Origin of the sequence: Rhizobium sp. WYCCWR 11152 (assembly GCF_013087615.1) — a bacterium.
Classification (GTDB): domain Bacteria; phylum Pseudomonadota; class Alphaproteobacteria; order Rhizobiales; family Rhizobiaceae; genus Rhizobium; species Rhizobium indicum.
The window spans coordinates 177940-198769 of the sequence record NZ_JABFCP010000012.1 but is presented as its reverse complement, the minus strand read 5'-3'; the positions used below and the strand labels follow the sequence as shown (position 1 = coordinate 198769).

Annotated in this window: 19 protein-coding genes; 9 read left to right on the top strand and 10 right to left on the bottom strand. The window is 61.6% G+C overall.

All coding sequences use genetic code 11. The features are described 5' to 3' along the window. Positions 1-30: 30 nt before the first annotated feature. From G9X67_RS26390 to G9X67_RS26380, 3 genes are all read left to right on the top strand, one after another. The gene (locus G9X67_RS26390; RefSeq protein WP_171600051.1) at positions 31-1404 is read left to right on the top strand and encodes an LLM class flavin-dependent oxidoreductase; all 1374 of its coding nucleotides are present in this window, start codon (positions 31-33) and stop codon (positions 1402-1404) included. A 63-nt stretch (positions 1405-1467) separates the two neighbouring features. Next, on the top strand, positions 1468-2538 hold the full coding sequence (locus tag G9X67_RS26385) for an LLM class flavin-dependent oxidoreductase (protein WP_171600050.1): 1071 nt from the start codon (positions 1468-1470) through the stop codon (positions 2536-2538). A 503-nt stretch (positions 2539-3041) separates the two neighbouring features. Beyond that, complete coding sequence (locus G9X67_RS26380; RefSeq protein ID WP_138390130.1) at positions 3042-5003, top strand: methyl-accepting chemotaxis protein; 1962 nt, start codon at positions 3042-3044, stop codon at positions 5001-5003. Between the two features lie 148 nt (positions 5004-5151). Here the strand turns inward: G9X67_RS26380 and mctP are convergent, their stop codons facing one another. The 5 genes from mctP to G9X67_RS26355 form a co-directional block, all read right to left on the bottom strand. Then, entirely contained in the window at positions 5152-6627 is a 1476-nt protein-coding gene (gene mctP / locus G9X67_RS26375) for a sodium:solute symporter family monocarboxylate transporter (protein WP_138390131.1), read from the bottom strand. After that, entirely contained in the window at positions 6617-6814 is a 198-nt protein-coding gene (locus G9X67_RS26370) for a DUF3311 domain-containing protein (protein ID WP_003555492.1), read from the bottom strand. The genes mctP and G9X67_RS26370 overlap by 11 nt, the downstream gene beginning before the upstream one ends. Before the next feature lie 271 nt (positions 6815-7085). Then, entirely contained in the window at positions 7086-7730 is a 645-nt protein-coding gene (gene mctR, locus G9X67_RS26365; RefSeq protein WP_113544858.1) for a two-component system response regulator MctR, read from the bottom strand. After that, positions 7727-9112, bottom strand: coding sequence for a sensor histidine kinase MctS (gene mctS, locus G9X67_RS26360; protein ID WP_171600049.1), 1386 nt, complete (start codon positions 9110-9112; stop codon positions 7727-7729). The genes mctR and mctS overlap by 4 nt, the downstream gene beginning before the upstream one ends. A gap of 121 nt (positions 9113-9233) precedes the next feature. Then, positions 9234-9698, bottom strand: coding sequence for an Lrp/AsnC family transcriptional regulator (locus tag G9X67_RS26355; RefSeq protein WP_003555489.1), 465 nt, complete (start codon positions 9696-9698; stop codon positions 9234-9236). 163 nt (positions 9699-9861) lie between these two features. Here G9X67_RS26355 and G9X67_RS26350 point away from each other — a divergent pair, with 163 nt between their 5' ends. The 5 genes from G9X67_RS26350 (at position 9862) to G9X67_RS26330 (ending at position 13933) form a co-directional block, all read left to right on the top strand. Beyond that, positions 9862-10641 carry an ATP-binding cassette domain-containing protein gene (locus G9X67_RS26350; RefSeq protein ID WP_138334701.1) on the top strand — a complete coding sequence of 260 codons (780 nt, stop codon included), beginning with the start codon at positions 9862-9864 and terminating at the stop codon, positions 10639-10641. Positions 10642-10688: 47 nt separating this feature from the next. Beyond that, positions 10689-11462, top strand: a complete 774-nt coding sequence (locus G9X67_RS26345) for a transporter substrate-binding domain-containing protein (RefSeq protein ID WP_017997599.1) — start codon at positions 10689-10691, stop codon at positions 11460-11462. 12 nt (positions 11463-11474) lie between these two features. Then, on the top strand, positions 11475-12200 hold the full coding sequence (locus G9X67_RS26340; RefSeq protein WP_033184140.1) for an ABC transporter permease subunit: 726 nt from the start codon (positions 11475-11477) through the stop codon (positions 12198-12200). Between the two features lie 12 nt (positions 12201-12212). Then, positions 12213-12902: an ABC transporter permease gene (locus G9X67_RS26335; RefSeq protein ID WP_171600048.1), complete on the top strand. Its 690-nt coding sequence runs from the start codon at positions 12213-12215 to the stop codon at positions 12900-12902. Between the two features lie 122 nt (positions 12903-13024). Next, positions 13025-13933, top strand: coding sequence for a homocysteine S-methyltransferase family protein (locus G9X67_RS26330; protein WP_171600047.1), 909 nt, complete (start codon positions 13025-13027; stop codon positions 13931-13933). A 29-nt stretch (positions 13934-13962) separates the two neighbouring features. Here G9X67_RS26330 and G9X67_RS26325 read toward each other — a convergent pair whose 3' ends face one another. Continuing rightward, positions 13963-14397: a helix-turn-helix domain-containing protein gene (locus G9X67_RS26325; RefSeq protein ID WP_171600046.1), complete on the bottom strand. Its 435-nt coding sequence runs from the start codon at positions 14395-14397 to the stop codon at positions 13963-13965. Between the two features lie 201 nt (positions 14398-14598). On the opposite strand from G9X67_RS26325, the gene G9X67_RS26320 reads away from it, so the two are divergent. Beyond that, a complete protein-coding gene (locus tag G9X67_RS26320; RefSeq protein WP_171600045.1) occupies positions 14599-16413 on the top strand; it encodes a chloride channel protein in 1815 nt (604 codons plus the stop codon). A gap of 90 nt (positions 16414-16503) precedes the next feature. Here the strand turns inward: G9X67_RS26320 and G9X67_RS26315 are convergent, their stop codons facing one another. Genes G9X67_RS26315 through G9X67_RS26300 form a run of 4 tightly spaced genes read right to left on the bottom strand, consistent with a single transcriptional unit; the run spans position 16504 to position 20521 of the window. Next, the gene (locus tag G9X67_RS26315; RefSeq protein WP_171600044.1) at positions 16504-17274 is read right to left on the bottom strand and encodes an ABC transporter ATP-binding protein; all 771 of its coding nucleotides are present in this window, start codon (positions 17272-17274) and stop codon (positions 16504-16506) included. Positions 17275-17283: 9 nt separating this feature from the next. Next, on the bottom strand, positions 17284-18267 hold the full coding sequence (locus tag G9X67_RS26310; RefSeq protein WP_168264038.1) for an ABC transporter substrate-binding protein: 984 nt from the start codon (positions 18265-18267) through the stop codon (positions 17284-17286). Between the two features lie 39 nt (positions 18268-18306). Beyond that, on the bottom strand, positions 18307-19158 hold the full coding sequence (locus G9X67_RS26305) for an ABC transporter permease (RefSeq protein ID WP_130721200.1): 852 nt from the start codon (positions 19156-19158) through the stop codon (positions 18307-18309). A 10-nt stretch (positions 19159-19168) separates the two neighbouring features. Beyond that, entirely contained in the window at positions 19169-20521 is a 1353-nt protein-coding gene (locus G9X67_RS26300) for an LLM class flavin-dependent oxidoreductase (protein ID WP_171600043.1), read from the bottom strand. Between the last annotated feature and the right edge of the window lie 309 nt (positions 20522-20830).

The window sequence follows — 20830 nt, the reverse complement described above, 5'->3', positions numbered from 1 at the left end:
GCAACAGTTCAATTTGATGAGGATAAGCCAATGAGCACATCGAAAAGGCAAATGCGGCTTGGCGCATTCATCATGGCGACCGGCCATCATATCGCCGCCTGGCGCCATCCGGAGGCGCAGGCCGATGCCGGCCTCAATATCGATCACTACCGCGAGCTCGCCCAGACCGCCGAACGCGGCAAATTCGATCTCGTCTTCGTCGCCGACAGTCCGGCTGGATGGGACCGCGCCAAGGACCCCGAAGCGCTTCGTCGCACCGCCCAGGGCGCGCATTTCGAGCCGCTGACCCTCTGGGCGGCCCTCTCCCAGGTGACCAAACATATCGGCTTCGTCGCCACGGCATCGACGACCTACGAGGACCCCTACCTTCTCGCCCGCAGGTTCGCGTCGCTGGACTATATCTCCAAGAGTCGCGCCGCCTGGAACGTCGTCACGACAGGTGCGGATGTTTCGAAGAATTTTTCAATCGCAGGCCATCCTGCCCATGCCGATCGTTATGAGCGGGCCGAGGAATTCGTCGACCTGGTGAAGGGCCTGTGGGATTCTTATGAGGACGACGCCTTCATCCGCGACAAGGAAAGCGGGGTCTATCTCGACCTCGACAAGGTGCATCTCGTCGATCACAAGGGCAAGTTCTTCTCGGTGGCCGGTCCGCTCAACGTCGGCCGCCCGGTGCAGGGCTATCCTGTGATCGTGCAGGCCGGCGCATCGGAACCGGGGCGCGAACTTGCCGCCCGCACGGCCGAGATGATCTTTACCGCCAACCAGACCTTCGAGGATGCGCAGGAATTCTATTCCGACGTCAAAGGGCGGCTCGCCCGCTACGGGCGCCGGCCGGACGAACTGCTGATCAGTCCCGGCATATTCCCGGTTCTCGGCGGGACGGAAGCGGAAGCCCAGGCGAATTACGACCATATCCAATCGCTGGTTCATCCCTCCATCGCCTGGAATATCCTTGCCCGCCACTACAAGGGCATCGACCTTTCCGGCTACTCGCTGGATGATCCCGCCCCTCCCCTGCCTGATAATACCGAACTCAACAAGAGCCGCCTCAAGCTGGTTTCGGATCTGGTATCGCGCAACAATCTGACGCTGCGCCAGTTCTATCTGGCGGTCGCCACCGCTCGTGGCCACCGGACGGTGGTCGGAACACCCGAGCAGATTGCCGATGCGATGCAGACCTGGTTCGAGAACGGTGCTGCCGACGCCTTCAACATCATGCCGCCGATCCTGCCCACCGCGCTTACCGATTTCGTCGATCAGGTCGTCCCGATCCTGCGCAAGCGCGGCCTGTTCCGGCACGAATATGAAGGGACGACGCTACGGGAAAATCTTGGCCTCCAACGCCCGCCGAATGGCTTTGTGGTTCAGGCGGGGCAGCAGCAGGTGCAGGCGGCCGTATGATCTCTTGAGGGGGCTTCCCTCCCCCTGGCTTTGTTCCAATCACACACAGAACTGCAGCATCGCATGAGCAATAATTCCGAATTTCTCTGGTATATTCCGAACGACGTCAAAGCCGGTCATCGCGGCGATTCCGCCGTCGAGAACCACAACAGCCTGGATACGCTGACCAGCCACGCCAGGGCACTGGAGGAGCATGGCTGGAAGGGCGCGCTCATCGGCACCGGTTGGGGCCGCCCCGACACGTTCACCGTCGCGGCCTCGCTCGCCGCCCGGACCACCACCTTCGAGCCGCTCATTGCGATCCGTCCAGGTTATTGGCGACCGGCGAACTTCGCTTCCGCGGCGGCGACGTTGGACCATCTGACCGGCGGCCGCGTGCGGATCAACATCGTGTCGGGCAAGGACAACCTCTCTGCTTACGGCGACAGCGAGGGAGATCAGGCAGACCGCTATGCCAGGACCAAGGAGTTCATGCGGTTGGTCCGCAGATTGTGGACCGAAGAAAACGTCACATCCACCGGCGAGAACTTCCGCGTCGCTGAATCCACCGTGGTGCCGCGCATCCAGGTTCGCGGCGACCGTCGGCACCCCAAATTCTATTTCGGCGGTGCCTCGGAGGCGGCCGAACGGGTGGCCGCGACCGAGGCCGATGTCCAACTTTTCTGGGGCGAGCCGCTCGATGGTGTTCGGGAACGGATCGCGCGGCTCAAGGCGTTGAGCCGGGAACTGGACCGCGATCTCCCGCCGCTGGAATTCGGCCTGCGGATCACGACGCTGGTCCGCGACACCACCGAACAGGCCTGGACCGACGCCGAGGCGAAGGTCGCCGAGATGGCGAGAAGCAAGGGCACCGGCTGGCACGATCACCAGCGCGCGCTCGCCGTCGGCCAGCAGCGGCTGCTTGATCTGCATGAGCGCGGCGACGTCCTCGACGACAACCTCTATACCGCGCCGGGCAAGTTCGGCGGTGGCGGCGCCGGCACCACCTGGCTGGTCGGATCGGCGGAAGACGTCGCCCGCTCGCTGCGCAAATATCAGGATCTCGGCATCACCCACTTCGTGCTGTCCGACACGCCCTATCTCTCCGAAATCAAGCGGCAGGGCGATCAGCTTCTTCCGCTGCTGCGCGGCTGAAGCGGGAGCAACGGCGCTCCGGTACCGCAGCTGCAATTCATGCCGATTGCCGAGATCGTTCAGAGCGTCGCGCAGTTCACGGGCAAGCCGCAAAACCTTGCTATGCGGGGGAGGTTGGTGATTTCGCAACCATCGGGAGAGCGCTCGTCGAATTGTCCAGCCGAAAAGCGCAAATGCTATCCAGATATGGCGATATAGCAAGCTCCGTCGGCTCCGTTTACACTCTCTAAAATATATTCCTCTAATTTTTTTTAGATATCGGGACGACGTTCTTTAGGTTCGTCACCTCCGCCATGATAGCGGGCCAGGCACCCGAATTTCGCATGAAATCGGCTTTTATTGCTTTGACGGATGTCCCGTATCTCGAGCGCGATTCCGGGCACAGGGGTACCCGTCGGATGCACTCGGAGACACCGAGGCGCTGCATTCGAACGAGATATGACAAGCAATCCTGGCTGCCGAGACATCCTTCCAACAAACCTCACCGCGAGGGGAGAGTGCATATGAAGAATATCATGAGTTTCGGGGTTGTGGCCCGCCTGGCGCTTGGCTTCAGCGTTCTCCTTTTGCTGATGGTTGGCTTGACCATCTATTCGACGGACAAAGTTGCGCAGATCAACGATAAGCTTGGAACCATCAACGACGTCAACAGCGTTAAGCAGCGGTTTGCCATCAACTATCGTGGCAGCGTGCATGATCGGGCGATCGCCATCCGCGACGTCACTCTGGTGACATCGACCGATGAACGGAAGACCGCCGAGGCATTGATCGAAAAGCTGGCGGCCTCTTACGCCGAGAATGAAAAGCGCATGGCGGATATGGTTGCTTCTCCGGCTGGCGCGACCGAACAGGAAAAGACCATTCTCGGTGAGATTGCAGACATCCAGGCGAAGACCAATCCTCTGGTCGCCCAGATCATTGCGCTGCAGGAGAAGGGCGACGGCGAGGCGGCCCGCAAGATCCTGCTCGAACAGGCTCGGCCGGCCTTTGTTGCCTGGCTTGGCGCCATCAACAAATTCATCGACTATCAGGAAGCGCTGAACAAATCTATTGGCGGCGAGGTGCGCAGCACGGCAAGCGGCTTCAAGCCATTGGCCCTGACCGCGCTTGGCATTGCGGCTGTTCTTTCACTCGTTGCCGCCGCCGTGACCGCACGCACGATCGTCGGCCCGCTAGCAAAACTTCAGCTTTCGCTGAAAGCGATGGCCGACGGCAATCTCGACGGCGATCGCCGCCTCGAAGCGCGGGGCGACGAGATCGGCAAGCTTGCACGGGCGGTGGCAGGGCTGCGCGACGCAATTTCGGCAAAGGCCGAACGGGAAGCCGACGCAGAGGCGAAGAGAGCCGTGTCGGAGCGGCATCGGCTCGAGCAGGATGCAGATGAACGCCGCACCCTTGCCGAGCAGACGGACAAGGCTGTCGGCCAGCTTGGCGATGCGCTGCAGGCGCTGGCTGACGGCGATCTTACACAGCAGATCGGCACTCCGTTCATTCCGTCTCTGGAAAAGCTCAGAGCCGACTTCAATTCTGCGGTCGAAAAGCTCCGTGCCGCCATGCAGAAGGTTGCCCAGAACGCCAGCGCCATCGCGGGCGGTGCACAGGAGATCCGCTCCGCCTCGGACGATCTCGCCAAGCGGACCGAACAGCAGGCAGCCTCCGTCGAGGAAACCGCCGCTGCTCTGGAAGAGATTACGACCACCGTTGCCGACTCGAGCAACAAGGCTCAGGAAGCCGGCCAGCTCGTTCGCAAGACGAAGGAGAGTGCGGAGCGCTCGGGCAGCGTCGTTCGGGATGCGGTCGACGCCATGGGCAAGATCGAATCCTCCGCCACCGAAATCGGCAGCATCATCGGCGTCATCGATGAAATCGCGTTCCAGACCAATCTGCTGGCGCTGAATGCCGGCGTCGAAGCCGCCCGTGCCGGTGAGGCAGGCAAGGGCTTTGCAGTCGTCGCTCAGGAAGTGCGCGAGTTGGCGCAACGTTCCGCCAAGGCGGCAAAAGAAATCAAGGAACTGATCAACGCTTCGAATGGCCACGTCAAAAGCGGTGTGGCCCTGGTTGGCGAGACCGGAAAGGCGCTGAAGGAGATTGCCGAGCAGGTGCAGCAGGTCGACGGCAATGTGGGGGCCATCGTCGGCGCTTCGCAAGAGCAGGCGACGGGACTGAAAGAAATCAATACCGCCGTCAACAGGATGGATCAGGGGACGCAGCAGAACGCCGCCATGGTGGAAGAAGCCACAGCGGCGGCCCACAACCTCGCCAAGGAAGCCGACGCGCTGTTCCAGCTGCTAGGCCAGTTCAACATTGGCGGAGTGGTGGCACCGAAGCGCACATCGCAGCCCGCTGCCGCGGCGCCACATGCTCAACCGGCGTCCTCGCCTGCGCGTCAGATGATTGCCAAAGTAGGCAAGTCGTTCCAGACGAACGGGAATGCGGCATTGGCCGGCGATTGGGAAGAGTTTTAAGTCGCCCGGATCTCTTTCCGGCTGACACTGGAAAGCAAAGCCATATGATTCTTGCGAAGGGCAGCATTTGCTGCCCTTCGCATTTTCGGATCAAAGAAGGTGAGCATGATGTTGTCCGAAAACTGCTCACACTTTTCGGCATCATGCTCTAGGCCCGGGCCGGAGCCTTGGCCGGAAGCAAGGCGTTGACCACGACCGCAACGGCGATGTTGGCCGCAAGCGCCAGCAGTCCCGTATAGACGGTGAAGGGTTCGCCGCCGAGGCTGATCAGATGCAGAGGCTTCCAACCGGCATCCCAGACGAGGAAAGTGCCGCCGCCGAAGCCGACGAACCAGCCGGCAAGCAGAGCGGGTGCACGGAACCAGTTGGTGTACAGGCCGAAGACCAGGGCCGGAAGCGTCTGCAGGATCCAGATGCCACCGAGCAGCTGCAGGTCGAGGGCGAATTGTGTCGGCAGGAAGATGATGACGAGAAGCGCGCCAACCTTCACCACCAGCGAGGTGATCTTCGCGACCTTAGCCTCGCCCGCGTCACTGACCTTGGGATCGACATAGGCTTTCCAGAAGTTGCGGGTAAAGAGATTGGCGGCGCCGATGCTCATCACCGCTGCCGGCACCAGCGCGCCGATGGCGATCGCCGCAAAGGCGAAGCCGGAGAACCAGCCCGAAAACAGCGTCTTGAACAGCGTAGGAACAACGTCATTGGCGCTGTCGAGCTTCAGGTTGGCGGCATGCCCCATATAGCCGAGCAGCGCCAGAAGGCCGAGCAGCAGCGTATAGGCGGGCAACATGATCGCATTCTTGCGGATCGTCTTGCCGCTGTTGGAGGCAAAGATGCCGGTCAGCGTATGCGGATACATGAAAGCCGCGAGCGCCGAACCCAAAGCGAGTGTGGCATAGGCGACATACTGATTGCCGCCGAGCAGCAGGTTGCCGGAACCCTTGGCCTGGAAGGCCGCATCGGCCGAGGCGAAGACATTGGCGTAACCCCCGAGTTTCGACGGGATCAGTGCGACGGCCGCAATCACGACGATATAGATCATGATGTCCTTGACGAAGGCGATCAGCGCCGGCGCGCGCAGGCCCGCGGAATAAGTGTAGAGCGCCAGCACGATGAAGGCGATCGCCAGCGGCAGTTCGCCATGCAGCCCGAGGGCCTTCAGCACCGCGGTCATGCCGACCAGCTGGAGGGCAATATAGGGCATGGTGGCAATGACTCCGGTTGCCGCCACGGCGAGTTCGAGACCGCGCGATCCATATTGACCATGGACGACATCGCCAGCCGTCACATAGCCGAAATCCTTGGCGCGTTTCCACAGCACAGGCATGACCATGAAGACAAAGGGATAGACGACGATGGTGTAGGGCAGTGCGAAGAAGCCGTAGGCTCCCACGGTATAGACCAGCGCCGGGACGGCGATCACGGTGTAGGCGGTATAGAAATCGCCGCCGACGAGGAACCAGGTGATCCAGGTGCCGAAGTTGCGTCCGCCGAGGCCCCATTCATCGATATGGGCCAGTGTCTCGGGCTTGCGCCAGCGGCTGGCGACGAAGCCCATGACCGTGACCAAAACGAAAAAGAAGATGAAGACGGCAAGCGCCGTGCCGTTGATGTCAGTCGTCATGGCGAGTGCTCCGATAGGCGATCCAGGTCAGCGCTGCGGTGATCGGCACCCAGAGAAGCTGATACCAATAGAAGAAGGGAAAGCCGAAAAGAGATGGCTCGCGGACATTGTAAAATGGTGGCCAGAGCAGACCTAGATAGGGAATGACAAGCAGCCAGAGCGCTGCCTTGCTACGTGGTTTTTCCATGTCGGGATACCTTTCAGGCGCCGCGTCGGCGGTCGCCATGTTCCAGTTGTCGGCGTGGAAGGCAGGTCTGTCAGCCGGCGGCCGCGGCAGGCCCGGCTCGGGTCGCTCGAGGTTTTCCGACCGATCGGAAGCTGATGTAACGCATGTGAATTCCTCCCAACGGCTCGCACTTGGCCAGCCGTGGATGGAGTCCTATGGCGGTGGTTTTGTTCTCACAAGATGGGCGCGGCGCTGAAATGCCGGGGCCTACCCAGAAGTGGGTAGACGCGATTTACCCGACTTTCGAGACGATGCCGTGATCGAGCGCATAGCGGATGAGGCCCGCTGTGGTGGCGATACCGAGCTTCTTCTTGAGGTTCTTGCGATGCGTTTCCGCCGTGGCGGAGGTGATCCCGAGCGTTTCGGCGATCTCCTTGTTGCTTCTGCCGGCAACGATCAGCCCGAGAATGTCGCGTTCGCGCGGGGTCAGGGGGTCGCTACCCTCCTCCGCCCGTTCGCCCATCAGCGCGTCGAAGACGCCGGACGAGAAATATGTCCCCCCGCCCGCCACGGTCTCGATGGCCGAGACGATCTCGTCGGTCGAAACGTCCTTCAGGATGTAACCGGCAGCGCCATGCATGACCGAGGAGGAAATATACTCGCGGCTGTCATGCATGGAGAGCATCACGACCCGCGCCTGGGGAAGTTCGTTCCTGAACAATTCGATCGCATCGATGCCGCTCAGCTTCGGCATGTTGATGTCCATCAGCACGACCTGCGGCAGGACCTGCCGGCCGATCTCGAGCCCCGTTTGCGCGAGGCCGGCCGTGCCGGCGACTTCGATATGGTCGAATGTTTCGAGCACGGCCTTCAACCCATCCAGCACCAGCGGATGGTTGTCGATCAAGAGCACCCTGATTTTCGGGCGTTCCGTCATGCGGCTTCTGCCTGCTTGCCGGCGGGGAGATTGGCCGATTTCGGCATCATCGCCGTCAGCGTCGTGCCGGCCTCGCCGCTGTTGATCAGCAGCAGGCCGCGGAAGTGAGCCATCCGCTCCTGCATATTGCGCAGGCCGAGACCCGATCTGCCGGATAGGCCGTCCTTGGCGCCGTCGAAGCCAGTGCCATTGTCGGTGACCGTCATGCGGGCGCGGCCGTTGTCGCTCCAGAGCTTGACCGCAAGCTTGGAGGCGCTCGAGTGGCGTTCGACATTGTTGAACGCTTCCTGTGCGACACGATAAAGCGCGGTATTGGCTTCGGCCTTCAGCGTGTCGGTGAAGCTTGAGGCGTCGATCTTCGTCTCGATCCCCGTCCGCTCGGCAAAGTGATAGCAGAGTGCCTCCAGAGCGGCCGTCAGGCCGAGATCGTCGAGCACGCGCGGGCGCAGATCGTGCGACAGCCGTCTGATTTCCTTGATGGCGCCGTTCAGCGCCTCGACACCGCGATCGATGGTCAGTGCGGCATCGTCGACATTGGTCCTGACCTTGCGGCCGGCAAGATCCATCGCATAGCGCACGCCGACGAGATTCTGGGAAATGCCGTCATGCAACTCGCGGGCCAGCCGCGCGCGCTCTTCTTCCTGGGCATCGATGACCCGCTGCGTCAGCGCCTTGAGCCGGCTGTCGGCCATGCGGCGCTCATGGAACGTCAGCAGCATGCAGGTCGTGAAAACGACAAGCACCGAAGGTACGGCGATCAGCGCGACGATGATGAAGGTCCGTCTTATGTTGGCGCGCATTCCGGCGTTGGCGGCGGCACTTTGGGCAAAGACGTCGTCCAGGTAAACGCCGGTGCCGACGACCCAGTGCCATTTGTCGAGACTGACGACGAAGGAGAGCTTGTCGGCGATCTGTCCGGTCGATGGCTTCTGCCATTTGTACTGATGCAGGCCCCCGCCCGCTCTTGCCGTGGCGATCAGTTCGGCAATGACCTTGTCGCCATCCGGATCGGTGAGGTCGAGCCAATTATGCCCATGGCGGAAACTCTGGCGCGGATGGACGATGTTGTTGCCGTCGTAATCGTAGACGAAGAAATATCCGTCCTTGCCGTAGTCGAGCGAAGTCAGGATCGCCGCCACCTTTTGCTTGGCGGCTTCGTCGTCGGCACCGGCATTGTCATAGATCGTCTGGATGGCGGACAGGGCAAGGTTGGTCAGATTGAGGATCTCGGCTTCCTTGGTCTTCAGCATGTTCTGCTCGAACGTGTCGATGCTGTTCTTGGCGAGGTTTGCCGATTGCCAGGTGATGAAGGTGGTGATCGCAAGGATCGAAATGACGAGCGGAACGATCGCCAATGCGATGATCTGGTGTCGTAACGTCAACGATCATTCCTCCCGAGAATTTGCGCCGGGAATTATGCCCTTTGTCAAATGCGAGTCCAGCGGCTTGTCGGTGCCCGATCTGTGACAGCCGGAACCAATGCCGGCGCGCATCGCGTGCGCGCTAATCCAGCGGAACGAACAGACCGAGCTTGACGTCCCGCAACACGACATTCGTGTGCATGCGGCGGATCTGCGGATTGTCAGCCATGATCAGCGCGGCGATGTCGTCATAATGCTCGACGTCGCGGGCGGTGACGATCGCGATCAGATCGACTGCGCCGGTGACATAATAGACCTGCTGTATGTGATCCTGCTTTTCCGCCCAGAGGCGGAACTTCGCCAACGCGTCGTAATTGTCCCGCTCGATCTCCATCCCGACGATGAACACCATTGCTGTTCCCGTCGCCTTGCGGTCGACGACGGCCACCTCTGCCTTGATGATGCCTTCCTCGCGCAGCCGCTTCAGCCGCCTCTGCACGGCCGAGACCGACAGTCCGATCCGTTCGGCGATCGTTTCGGCTTTCAGCTGGCAATCGCGCTGAACGATATCGAGAATGTCACGGTCAAAACGATCCAGCTGTTCCATTGTCCAATCCTAATTCTCGCCGCAGCAATTCGCGCATTCTGCCGTACTTGCCGCGCGAAGAAGAATATTTTGCATAAAATATGCATAATAGATGAAAACTGCGCGAAAAAACCGCGTTATTTTATCATTATCCTTCGCAAGCTCAATTCACCCGGAACCATGCATGCCAGATCAACCCTTTCCTGCTCTTCGTGTCGATGATCTCCATAAAAGCTTCGGCTCGCAACAGGTTCTCAAGGGTATCTCGACGCAGGCCGAAAAGTCTGACGTGATTTCGATCATCGGCTCGTCGGGCTCCGGCAAGAGCACCTTTCTCAGATGCATCAATTTCCTGGAAACGCCGGATCGCGGCCGCATTGCCGTGAACGGCGAGGAAATCGCGCTGAAGATGGGGCGGGGCGGCCGGCTGCAGCCGCGCAACTGGCGGCAGATCGAACGGATACGGACCGGACTGGGGATGGTCTTCCAGAGTTTCAATCTCTGGGCTCATCGTACAGTGCTGGAGAACGTCATCGAGGCGCCGGTGCACGTCATGGGCATTTCGCGGCGCGAAGCCATCGAAAAGGCCGAGGCCCTGCTCCACAAGGTCGGGCTGTTCGACAAGCGCGATGCCTATCCCGCTTTCCTCTCCGGCGGTCAGCAGCAACGCGCGGCGATTGCGAGAGCCCTCTGCGTCGACCCTGCCGTCATGCTGTTCGACGAGCCGACGTCGGCGCTCGATCCGGAGCTGGTCGGCGAGGTCCTGAAAGTCATCCGTGATCTCGCGGAAGAAGGCCGGACCATGCTGATAGTCACGCATGAAATGCGCTTCGCCCGCGATGTCTCCAGCCGTGTTCTCTTCCTGCATCAGGGACGGATCGAGGAGGAAGGTCCGCCGGAGCAGATATTCGGCGCGCCCGTCAGCGCCCGCTGCCGGGAATTCACCGGCCTCAGCGCCCATTGATGCACTCCGAACTCTCATCGCCAACACAAACCAGGAGAATCCTGCGAATGAAACTGCTCCCCACACTGTTTGCCGGCGCGGCACTCGTGCTTTCTGCCGTCACCGCACAGGCAGAGGTCCGCTTCGGTGTCATGAACGAATCCTATCCGCCCTTCTTCGCCAAGGATGCCTCCGGCCAATGGCAGGGATGGGAGATCGACCTGATGAACGCTGTGTGCGAGGAGATGAAAGAGAAATGCTCGATCGTCGAAATTTCCTGGGATGGTCTCATTCCGGCTCTCCAGAGCAAGAAGTTCGACGTGATCTGGTCGTCGATGTCGAACACCGCGGAACGCTCGAAGGTGATCGACTTCACCGATAAATATTACAACACGCCGAGCACCTTGATCGGCCCCAAGGACCAGAAGCCGGGCGCCACTGCCGAGGACGTGAAAGGCAAGACCATCGGCATCCAGGTGTCGACGATCCAGTCGGAATACTACAAGAAGTATTTCGCCGAGGCTGCCGAGGAAAAGACCTACCAAACGCTCGACGAAGCGTTCCAGGATCTCGCCTCCGGCCGTATCGACTATGTCTTCGGCGATTCACTGGCGCTCGACGCTTTCCTGAAAAGCGATGGCGGCAAGGATTGCTGCGCCAAGATGGGCGACGTTGCCGACGACAAGGAGATTCTCGGCGCCGGCGTTTCGGGCGGCCTGCGCAAGGAAGACACAGAGCTGAAGGCCAAGCTGAACACGGCGATCGCTGCCGTCCGTGCCAGTGGCCAGTATGACGCCATCAATAAGAAATACTTCGATTTCGACATCTACGGCGCAAAGTAAGCAGCCGGAACGATGGCGACCACGCAACAAGGTATTCTGGACCTGCTGTCTCCCTATCCTCCGGGATGGGGCGGCGTTCTTTTGGCAGGTGCGGTCTCTACGGTTGCCATCTCTGCTTGCGCTTTCGCGATCGGCTTGCTGCTCGGCACGGGCGGCGCGCTGGGAAAGCTTTCGGGCAATCGCATACTGCGCCTGCTGCTCGATCTCTATACCACGCTTATCCGCGCTGTTCCCGAGCTGATCCTGATCGTCGGGCTCTATTATGCCGGCACCGATGGCCTCAACCGGCTGCTCGCCGCGTTGGAGCTGCCGCCGGTCAATGTGAACGGCTTCGTCGCGGCCGTCGCCGTGCTCGGCTTCGTCCAGGGTGCCTACATGACGGAGGTGCTGCGAGGCGCGATCCTTGCCATTCCCGTCGGCCAGATCGAGGCCGCCAAGGCCTTCGGCATGGGGCCGGTGCTGAGGTTCCGCCGGGTCCTGCTGCCGGCGCTCCTGCCAAACGCGCTGCCGGGTCTTGCCAATCTGTGGATGTCGGTCACCAAGGACAGCGCGCTGGTGGCAGTCGTCGGCTACCAGGAACTGGCGCTCGCCACCCGTCTTGCCGGGGCAAGCACCAAGCATTACTTCGTCTTTTTCCTTGCTTCGGCCCTTCTCTATCTCGCCATCACGCTTGTTTCCAACGTCGTCTTCAAACTGATCGAGGGACGGGTACGGCGGGGGCAGCCGCGTCTTGCCTGAAGAAAGCGCCCCATGAATTTCACCTGGATCTCTTCCTACTGGCCGCTGCTTCTGACCGGCGCCTGGCAGACTGTTTGCCTGCTGGTGATCTCCGTGGTGTTCGGCTTCGTCCTCGCCATAGGCCTCGCCTTCGCGCAGGTCAGCGGCGGCAGACTGACGCGGCTGCTCGCCCGTGGCTACTGCACCTTCTTCCGCGGTACGCCGCTGCTGATACAGCTGTGGCTTCTTTACTACGGGGTGGGTTCGCTGCTGCCGATGGTCCCCGGCATCCGCCAGAGCCTGTTCTGGCCGATTCTGCGCGAGGGCTTCTTCTTCGCCGCCGTCAGTTTTACCCTGAACTACGCAGCCTATGAGGCAGAGGTGTTGCGCGGCGCGCTGCTTGCCGTTCCCAAGGGCGAGCTCGAAGCGGGCCGGGCCTTCGGCCTGTCGCCCGGGATGCTGATCCGTCGCATCTGGCTGCCGCGCGCCATTCGCATCGCCCTGCCGACGATTGCAGGAGAGATCGTCATGCAGCTCAAAGCGACGCCGCTCGCCTTTACGGTGACGGTGATGGATCTCTATGCCGTGGCCAACAAGGTTCGGCAGGACACGCTGCTCGTCTATGAACCGCTGCTGGTCGTCACCTTCTTCTATCTCGCCCTGACCGCCGTCATCGCCCGCGTCTTCCGACGTCTCGAAGCGCAGGTGCCGGTTCGCCGCTAGGCCGACGGGAAAAGAGACTGGTCATGAGTTCCTTCACGCACGAACCACGTACATCTCGCCCACCTTGTTATGCAAAAGCCCGCCGCCGCTGACGGCGCGACAGTATGAATGGAGACCTCTTCATGAGCACGATGCGAATTCTCGATGGCGGCATGAGCCGCGAACTGTTGCGGCTGGGCGCCGAGCTGAAACAACCGGAATGGTCGGCATTGGCGTTGATCAATGCGCCGGATATCGTCCGTAGGGTACACCAGGAATTCATCGTCGCCGGCTCTGAGGTCGTTACGACAAACAGCTACGCGCTCGTACCCTTTCATATCGGTGAAGACCGGTTCCAGAACGAGGGGGCAGAGCTGATGCGCCTCGCCGGTCGCCTGGCGCGCGAGGCCGCCGATGCGGCCACGGATCGCAAGGTGCTGGTTGCCGGCTCGCTGCCGCCGATCTTCGGCTCATACGAGCCGCAGAACTTTCAGCCTTCACGGGTGCAGGATTATCTCGATGTGCTTGTCGAAAACCTTTCTCCCTTCGTCGATATATGGCTCGGCGAGACATTGAGCCTGATCGCCGAGGCAGAGGCTGTCCGCAAGGCGGTGGCGACATCAGGCAAACCGTTCTGGATTTCGTTCACATTGGCCGATGACGAGGCAGCCATAAGGGGCGGCGAACCGAAGCTGCGCTCCGAAGAAAGGGTCGAGGAGGCGGCATCCTGGGTGGCTTCATCGGGCGCCGAAGCCCTCTTGTTCAATTGCAGCAAGCCTGAGGTCATGCAGGCAGCGGTGGAGACGGCAGCGCGGGTGTTCCGGAAAATGGACGCGCGCATCGAAATTGGCGTCTATGCCAATGCCTTCGAAGGGGAGCAAGGCGAGGCAGCCGCCAATGAAGGCCTGCATGAGACCCGCAACGATCTGAATGACGATGCCTATTCGCGCTATGCCTGCTCCTGGGCTGAGGCCGGCGCGACGATCATCGGCGGCTGCTGCGGTATCGGCGCCGCCCATATCCATCGGCTCAAGAAGACGCTTTTGGGTTGAGGCGGCAAGGCGGTTACGCCGCCGCAATGCTATTCAGCTTTCGCCGCCGTATTCTGGAGCTCAAGGAGAAGGTCGATCAACTTCGGGGCCATCTCCCTGATTTCCGAAAGGTGGACGGCGCTCAGTCGCGTCAGAAGCGCATCCGCCTTGTCCGTCAGGAGAACCGTCTGGCGGCGCCTGTCGGCCGGATCGGCATGACGTTCGACCAGTCCGGCATCCGACAGCCGCCCGACAAGCTCGGTCGCCGTATGCGGCGCGATGATCAGCCGCTCGGCCAGCATGCCGATGGTCATGGCTTCGCCGCGTTGTCCCTTGATCGCCAAAAGGGCCTGATGCTGCTGCGGGGGCAATCCTTCCGACTGGGCGGCAGAGGCGCTGAAGTCCATGAACTGGCGAAGGGCGAATCGGAGGTCGGCGAGAGCTTCGTAATCCTCTTGCCTCAGCGGCGGCGCGGTCTTCTTCAAAGCACTTCTCCTCTGCCGCAACGGCTGTCAGGGTCGGCAGCCCATGCCGCCATCATCGAATAGATGGGCAGTCGCCAGCCGGTCAAGTGAGGCATCTTCATGGGACATTTTCGCCTTCATGCTTTCACCCATTGATTTATATCGTATCACGATATATTGACGCGCCTCAAGCGTATCCATTCCGGCGTAGCAGAGGCTTCCATGGCGCAGCATCCACCAAACAACCGGCCGCACGATTTCACCGGCGGTCTTTCCGGGCGCGAGGCCGGCGATTTCACCACCGACAGGCGGGTCCTCCTCCTGGTCGGCATGTCCATCATTGTCGGCACCGCCGGCGCGTTTGCCGCCTGGTGTCTCGTCAGCCTCATCGCGCTGGTGACGAATGTCATCTGGTTCGGGGAGATCGGCATCCAGCCCGCCTCTCTGGCTGCCGTGCCACGCTCGCTGTGGGTGGTGCTGGTTCCGCCGCTGGGCGGGCTCGTCATCGGACTGATGGCCCGTTTCGGGTCGGAGAAGATCCGCGGCCACGGCATTCCCGAGGCGATCGAGGCCATCCTGATCGGCGGTAGCCGGATGTCGCCGAAGGTCGGGGTCCTCAAGCCGCTGTCGTCGGCCATCTCCATCGGAACCGGCGGCCCGTTCGGCGCCGAGGGGCCGATCATCATGACCGGCGGTGCGATCGGATCACTGTTCGCGCAATTCTTTCACATGAGCGCTGCCGAGCGGAAGACGCTGCTCGTCGCCGGTGCGGCCGCCGGCATGACGGCCATCTTCGGTTCGCCGATCGCCGCGGTCATGCTGGCGGTCGAACTGCTGCTGTTCGAATGGAAGCCGCGCAGCTTCATTCCCGTTGCCGTTGCCGCCTGCGTGTCGATCTGCTGGCGTCCGCTGCTGTTCGGTGTAGGCCCGCTGTTCCCGACCCACTTCCAGGTGGCCTTACCCTGGTGGGGGATTTTCGCCTGTGCGGCGATGGGCATCATCTCCGGCCTGCAATCGGGATTGCTGACGACGCTGCTCTACCGGATCGAGGACCTGTTCGAAGCCTTGCCGATCCACTGGATGTGGTGGCCGGCGCTCGGCGGTCTCGTCATCGGTCTCGGCGGCCTGATCGAACCGCGGGCCATGGGCGTCGGCTACGACATCGTCGATGGCTTGCTCAACAACCGGCTGCTCGCACCGGCTGTCATGTCGATCCTGCTGGTGAAGACGGTCATCTGGCTGTTTGCCCTGTCGTCGGGCACCTCGGGCGGCGTGCTTGCTCCCCTGCTGATTTTCGGCGGCGCTCTCGGATGGCTGGTCGGGCTTGTCATGCCGGGCAATGATCCGGGCTTCTGGGCGCTGCTTGGAATGGCGGCGATGATGGGCGGAACCATGCGCGCGCCGCTGACCGGAACCTTCTTCGCGATGGAGATCACCGGCGACGTCAGCACGCTCGTTCCGCTGCTCGCCGCCACGGTGGTCGCCTATGCCGTCACCGTCCTTCTGCTGCGCCGCTCGATCCTCACCGAGAAGATTGCCCGCCGCGGTCAGCACATCACCCGCGAATATGGCGTCGACCCGTTCGAACTGTCGCGCGCAAGGGAGATCATGATCAGCTATGTCGACACGCTTCCCGTCGCCATGACGGTGGGAGAGGCGTGCGATTTCTTCGCCTCGCAGCAGAAAACGCACCGGATCTATCCGGTGGTCGATGCAGCAGGCAGGCTAGCCGGCGTCGTATCGAGAGCCGACGCTTTGCTCTGGCAGGGGAATCCGGACCTCGCCAGTCAGACGCTTGCGGAAAACGTGACGGATGATTCCGTTCCGGTGGGGCATCCCGATGATACGGTCGCGTTCATCGCCGATCTGATGCTGTCGACCGGCGACGGACGCATTCCGATCGTCGATCCGACCTCAGGGAAATTGTGCGGCCTGATCGCCCGCAAGGATCTGCTGCGGCTGCGCAGTTCCTACAGGTCGGCGGAACTGGATCGGCGCCCGTATCTCACCGCTGGCTCGAAGAGCAAGTCGCGGTAGCGGTCCGCGGGCGTCCTCCGCATCGCTACTGCTACTGCCGCGCGCCGCATGGATCAGGTCTTATGCGGCGCGCGCTGACGCTTGAAGACTTCAGTGCAGTCCGAACAGGTTCAGCAACTCTTCGCGGTGTCGAACGAATTCCGGTGCGCTGCGGTCGCGAGGACGGGGCAGATCGATTTCGATCAGACGCGGCTCGCCGCTCTTTTCCCGTGGCAGGATCAGGATCCGGTCGGCCAGGTAGATCGCCTCCTCGAGATCATGGGTAACGAGAATGGTCGTCACATCCTCATCGCGCCAGATCCGTGCGAGTTCCTGCTGCATGCCGATCTTGGTCATCGCGTCGAGCGCGCCGAGCGGTTCGTCGAGCAGCAGGATCTCGGGCTGGACGGCCAGAGCCCGGGCGATGCCGACGCGCTGGGCCATGCCGCCCGACAGCTGCCGGGGATAGGCAGCCTCGAACTGCTGCAGGCCGACGAGCTTGACATAATGGCGCGCCCGCCCCCTCGCCTGCTCACGCGACAGGCCGCTAGTTTCCAGCCCGAAGGAGACATTGTCGAGCACGGTCAGCCAGGGCAGAAGGCGCGGTTCCTGAAAGATGACGGCGCGCTCTGTGCCGACGCCTCGCACCGCCTTGCCATCGACGAGAACCTCTCCCGTGTCGGAATCCTCAAGACCTGCCAGAACTCGCAGCAGGGTCGTCTTGCCCGAGCCGCTGGCGCCGACGATGGCGAGGCTTTCGCCGGAGCGGACGTGGAGGTTGATATCCCTGAGAACCTGTAGAGGTGTCCCGTTCAACCTGTAGGATTTGGAGAGGTGACGGATCGTCACCTCTCCGCGACGCGTGTCCTCAGCGATGCTCATCATCATTCCTCAGTTGCTTGCCGGCTTGGCGTCGACGGTCAAGAGGATGTCCTTGGCGGCCAGCTGGCCTTCCTTCAGCTTGCCTTCGCGAACCAAGACGTCGATCCAGAACTGGATGTCGCGCTCGACCGGCAGGCCGCCGGCACGTACCCCATAGCCTCGAAAGTATTGTGCGATATCAGCGTTCTCACCACGCTCGCTGAGCGCCTTGGCGAGGATCTTCTTGGTTTCCTCCGGATGCTCGCGGGCGTAATCGAGCGCGCGAGCCGACTGCTCGACGAATATCTTTGCAGCTTCAGGATGCTCGCGAGCGAAATCACGGCGCAAGACCACGAAGCCCCCGGCGATGTCTCCAAGCACGTCGGTATCGTCGAAAATCGGACGCAGGCCGCCATTCTTCAGCGCAGCTCCCTCGAAGGTCGTCTGCCAGTAGCCGAAGGCGGCAATATCGACCTGCTTGGAGCGCAGCACCTGCTCGAGCTGCGGCCCGGGAACGACAAGCTGATTGGCTGCGTCCGCCGGCAGGCCGACGGAATGCAAGGCTTCGCGGATGGTGTAGTCGAGATGCGCGCCGAGTGTATTGACCGCGATGCTCTTGCCGGCAATGTCCTTGATACTCTTGATCGGGCTGTCCTCCAGCACGTAGAAGGTCGACTGCACCTCGCTATTGATGCCGTTCGAGGGATAGGCGGCGACGAAATCATTGCCGCCGATGATCGAATTCAGGACGGCGGAAGTTGCGGCGCTGCCGATCTCGACATCACCCGATGCCAGAGCGATCAAGGAGGCTGGGCCGCCCTGGGCGTAGCCGACATTTTCGAGCGTGATGCCCGTTCCGTCGAAATAGCCGAGTTCGGCAGCGAGTTCATGGGCGGCAAGACCACCCTGGCTGGCGAGATAGCGCAGCTTCACCGTATCGGCCGCCGCGGCGGGTGAGGTTAGGCCGAGAGCGATCACTGCCGGCAGGAGAAGGTGGCGGGGATGGAATGTCATCTGGTGGGACCTTTCGGAAGAGGAAATCGGGAAAGCAGGTCAGCGGCTCGGCTGAGACCAGCGGCAGAGACGGCGCTGCAAGAGAACGAGCAAGGCATTGGCGGCAAGCCCGAGGAAGGCGAGCAGAAGGATCGCCGCAAACATCAGCGGGATCTGGAAATTGTACTGGGCATTCATCACCTGGAAGCCGATGCCCTTGTTGGCGCCGATCATCTCGGCTGCAATCAACAGCAGAAGCGCAGTCGTCGCCGAAAGACGCAGGCCGACGAAGATCGCCGGTACCGACGCCGGCAGGATGACGCGGCGGAAGATGGTCAGCGGTCCGGCGCCATAGGTCCGCGCCATCTCGATGAGCTTCTTGTCCACTTCCTTGACGCCGCCGATCGTGGCGAGCAGCACCGGAAACAGTGTCGCCCAGAAGATCACGAAGATCTTCGATGTTTCGCCGAGGCCAAGCAGCAGGATGAAGACCGGGTAGAGCGCCAGCGCCGAGGTCTGGCGGAAGAGCTGCAGGATCGGATCGAGCGCCTGTTCGACTGCACGAACCTGGCCCATGAACAGGCCAAGCGGAATGCCGATCACCACGGCAAAGGCGAAAGCGGTTCCGGATCGCTGCAGGCTGATGGCGATATCATCGAGCAGCGCGCCGTTGGCAAGATTGGTCCAAAGAGCGGACAGGATCACGTCCAGGGGCGGGAAGATAGCGGGATTGACCCAGCCCCTGGTGCTCGACACCTGCCAGAACACGAGGAAGCCGATGAGAAGGCCGTAGCGCGGCAAAAGCGATGCGAGCACCCCGCGCAGATGCGAGGCGAGAGTGGATATATTGCTTTCGCTGCTTTTCAGGCGGCCGAAGCTTCTCGGAAGAACCTGGTTGATTTCATAGGACATCGACCGCTCCTCACTCTGCTGCCTGGAGAGCTGCTTGTCCTGCAGCCCACCGATTGGTCGGGAAAGGCAGGCCGAGGTTTTCCCGAAGCGTCTTGCCCTCATAGGCCGTCCGGAACAGGCCGCGGCGCTGCAGTTCCGGAATGACCAGATCGACGAAATCGTCGAGCGCCGTCGGCAGCCAGGGCGGCAGAATGTTGAAGCCGTCGGCAGCTTCGTTCTCGAACCATTTCTGCAGCGTATCGGCGATCTGTTCGGGCGTTCCGACGATGGTGTAGTGACCGCGGGCGGAGGCGATCCACTGATAGAGCTGGCGGATGGTGAAACTGTTTTCGTCGGCGATCTGGCGGATGAGGGCCTGGCGGCTCTTCATGCCCTCCGTCGGCGGCGCCGGTGGCAGAGGCCCGTCGAGGTCATAGCCGTGCAGGTCGAGCGTGCCGCCGGTCAGGCCATTGAGGAGGCCGATCCCGTCCTCTTCGACGATGAGCGACGTCAGACGGTCGTATTTCTCGCGCGCCTCCGCCTCGGTCCTGCCGACGAAAGCGGATACGCCGGGCATGACGAGGATATGATCGGGGTTTCGGCCGAGAGCGCGGGCGCGTGCCTTGATATCTCGATAGAACTCCTGGGCGGTTTCGATATGCTGATGGGCGGTGAAGATGACTTCGGCCGTTGCTGCGGCGAGCCCGCGTCCATCTTCGGATTGCCCGGCCTGGACGATGACGGGATGCCCCTGCGGCGATCGGGAGACGTTGAGCGGACCGCGCACGCTGAAGTGTTCGCCGCGATGATCGGTGTCGTGCAGTTTCGCCGGATCGAAGAACACGCCGGATTGCTTGTCCCGAATGAACGCGTCGTCCTCGAAGCTTTCCCAGAGTTTGCGGACAACATCGACGTGCTCGGCGGCGCGGCGATATCGGTCTGCATGCGGAAGCTGCGTATCGCGGTTGAAGTTCTGCGCCGTCAGGTCGCCCGTCGTGGTGACGACATTCCAGCCGGCACGGCCCTCCGAGATCAGATCCAGCGAGGCGAACTTGCGGGCGGTCGTGTAAGGCTCTTCGTAGGTGGTCGAGGATGTGGCGATAAAGCCGAGATGGGTGGTGAAGGGCGCAAGGGCCGAGAACAACGTCACGGGTTCGAAGCCGGCCACGCGGGCGTTGCCGCCTTCGCGCGCACCGCCGAAACCGACAGCCAGCCCGTCGGCGAGGAAATAAGCATCGAAGAGGCCACGCTCAGCTGTGAGGGCAAGACGTTTGTGAAACTCGAAACTGGTCGCGCCGTCGGCCGGCTGGTCGGGATGCCGCCATGACGCAACATGCTGTCCGCCACCGGGAAGAAATGCCCCAAGCCTGATTTTCCGTGTCATTTCGCGTCCTCTCCGGTTTCCGTCAACAGCCCGGTCTTCCCCAGGGCCAAGTATTAAATTGGCTGTTGGGTTGCTAAAATACGTTCTCCATAGAATTTATAGAGAAACTGAATTTCATAGTTTCGGAGGAAGGGTGAATAGATTTCTCGGTTTGGCGTGAAATCGGAAATCAACGGTCGGGGCGACCACCCCGGGGGTATGCGGGCGCGGACCGGCAGGTGGGATCTGCGGGCGTGGCGAAGAGCCCGGCTGAGACGACAAATAGGAATAGGTCTTCTTAGCGTCCTATGCCCGCCTGCAGCACCGCCG

What these genes read in the sequence shown, in the direction of transcription:
- G9X67_RS26390 (WP_171600051.1), top strand. Translation starts at nt 31, where the DNA reads ATGAGCACATCGAAAAGGCAAATGCGGCTTGGCGCATTCATCATGGCG.
- G9X67_RS26385 (WP_171600050.1), top strand. Translation starts at nt 1,468, where the DNA reads ATGAGCAATAATTCCGAATTTCTCTGGTATATTCCGAACGACGTCAAA.
- G9X67_RS26380 (WP_138390130.1), top strand. Translation starts at nt 3,042, where the DNA reads ATGAAGAATATCATGAGTTTCGGGGTTGTGGCCCGCCTGGCGCTTGGC.
- mctP (WP_138390131.1), bottom strand. Translation starts at nt 6,627, where the DNA reads ATGACGACTGACATCAACGGCACGGCGCTTGCCGTCTTCATCTTCTTT.
- G9X67_RS26370 (WP_003555492.1), bottom strand. Translation starts at nt 6,814, where the DNA reads ATGGAAAAACCACGTAGCAAGGCAGCGCTCTGGCTGCTTGTCATTCCC.
- mctR (WP_113544858.1), bottom strand. Translation starts at nt 7,730, where the DNA reads ATGACGGAACGCCCGAAAATCAGGGTGCTCTTGATCGACAACCATCCG.
- G9X67_RS26355 (WP_003555489.1), bottom strand. Translation starts at nt 9,698, where the DNA reads ATGGAACAGCTGGATCGTTTTGACCGTGACATTCTCGATATCGTTCAG.
- G9X67_RS26350 (WP_138334701.1), top strand. Translation starts at nt 9,862, where the DNA reads ATGCCAGATCAACCCTTTCCTGCTCTTCGTGTCGATGATCTCCATAAA.
- G9X67_RS26345 (WP_017997599.1), top strand. Translation starts at nt 10,689, where the DNA reads ATGAAACTGCTCCCCACACTGTTTGCCGGCGCGGCACTCGTGCTTTCT.
- G9X67_RS26340 (WP_033184140.1), top strand. Translation starts at nt 11,475, where the DNA reads ATGGCGACCACGCAACAAGGTATTCTGGACCTGCTGTCTCCCTATCCT.
- G9X67_RS26335 (WP_171600048.1), top strand. Translation starts at nt 12,213, where the DNA reads ATGAATTTCACCTGGATCTCTTCCTACTGGCCGCTGCTTCTGACCGGC.
- G9X67_RS26330 (WP_171600047.1), top strand. Translation starts at nt 13,025, where the DNA reads ATGAGCACGATGCGAATTCTCGATGGCGGCATGAGCCGCGAACTGTTG.
- G9X67_RS26320 (WP_171600045.1), top strand. Translation starts at nt 14,599, where the DNA reads ATGGCGCAGCATCCACCAAACAACCGGCCGCACGATTTCACCGGCGGT.
- G9X67_RS26315 (WP_171600044.1), bottom strand. Translation starts at nt 17,274, where the DNA reads ATGAGCATCGCTGAGGACACGCGTCGCGGAGAGGTGACGATCCGTCAC.
- G9X67_RS26310 (WP_168264038.1), bottom strand. Translation starts at nt 18,267, where the DNA reads ATGACATTCCATCCCCGCCACCTTCTCCTGCCGGCAGTGATCGCTCTC.
- G9X67_RS26305 (WP_130721200.1), bottom strand. Translation starts at nt 19,158, where the DNA reads ATGTCCTATGAAATCAACCAGGTTCTTCCGAGAAGCTTCGGCCGCCTG.
- G9X67_RS26300 (WP_171600043.1), bottom strand. Translation starts at nt 20,521, where the DNA reads ATGACACGGAAAATCAGGCTTGGGGCATTTCTTCCCGGTGGCGGACAG.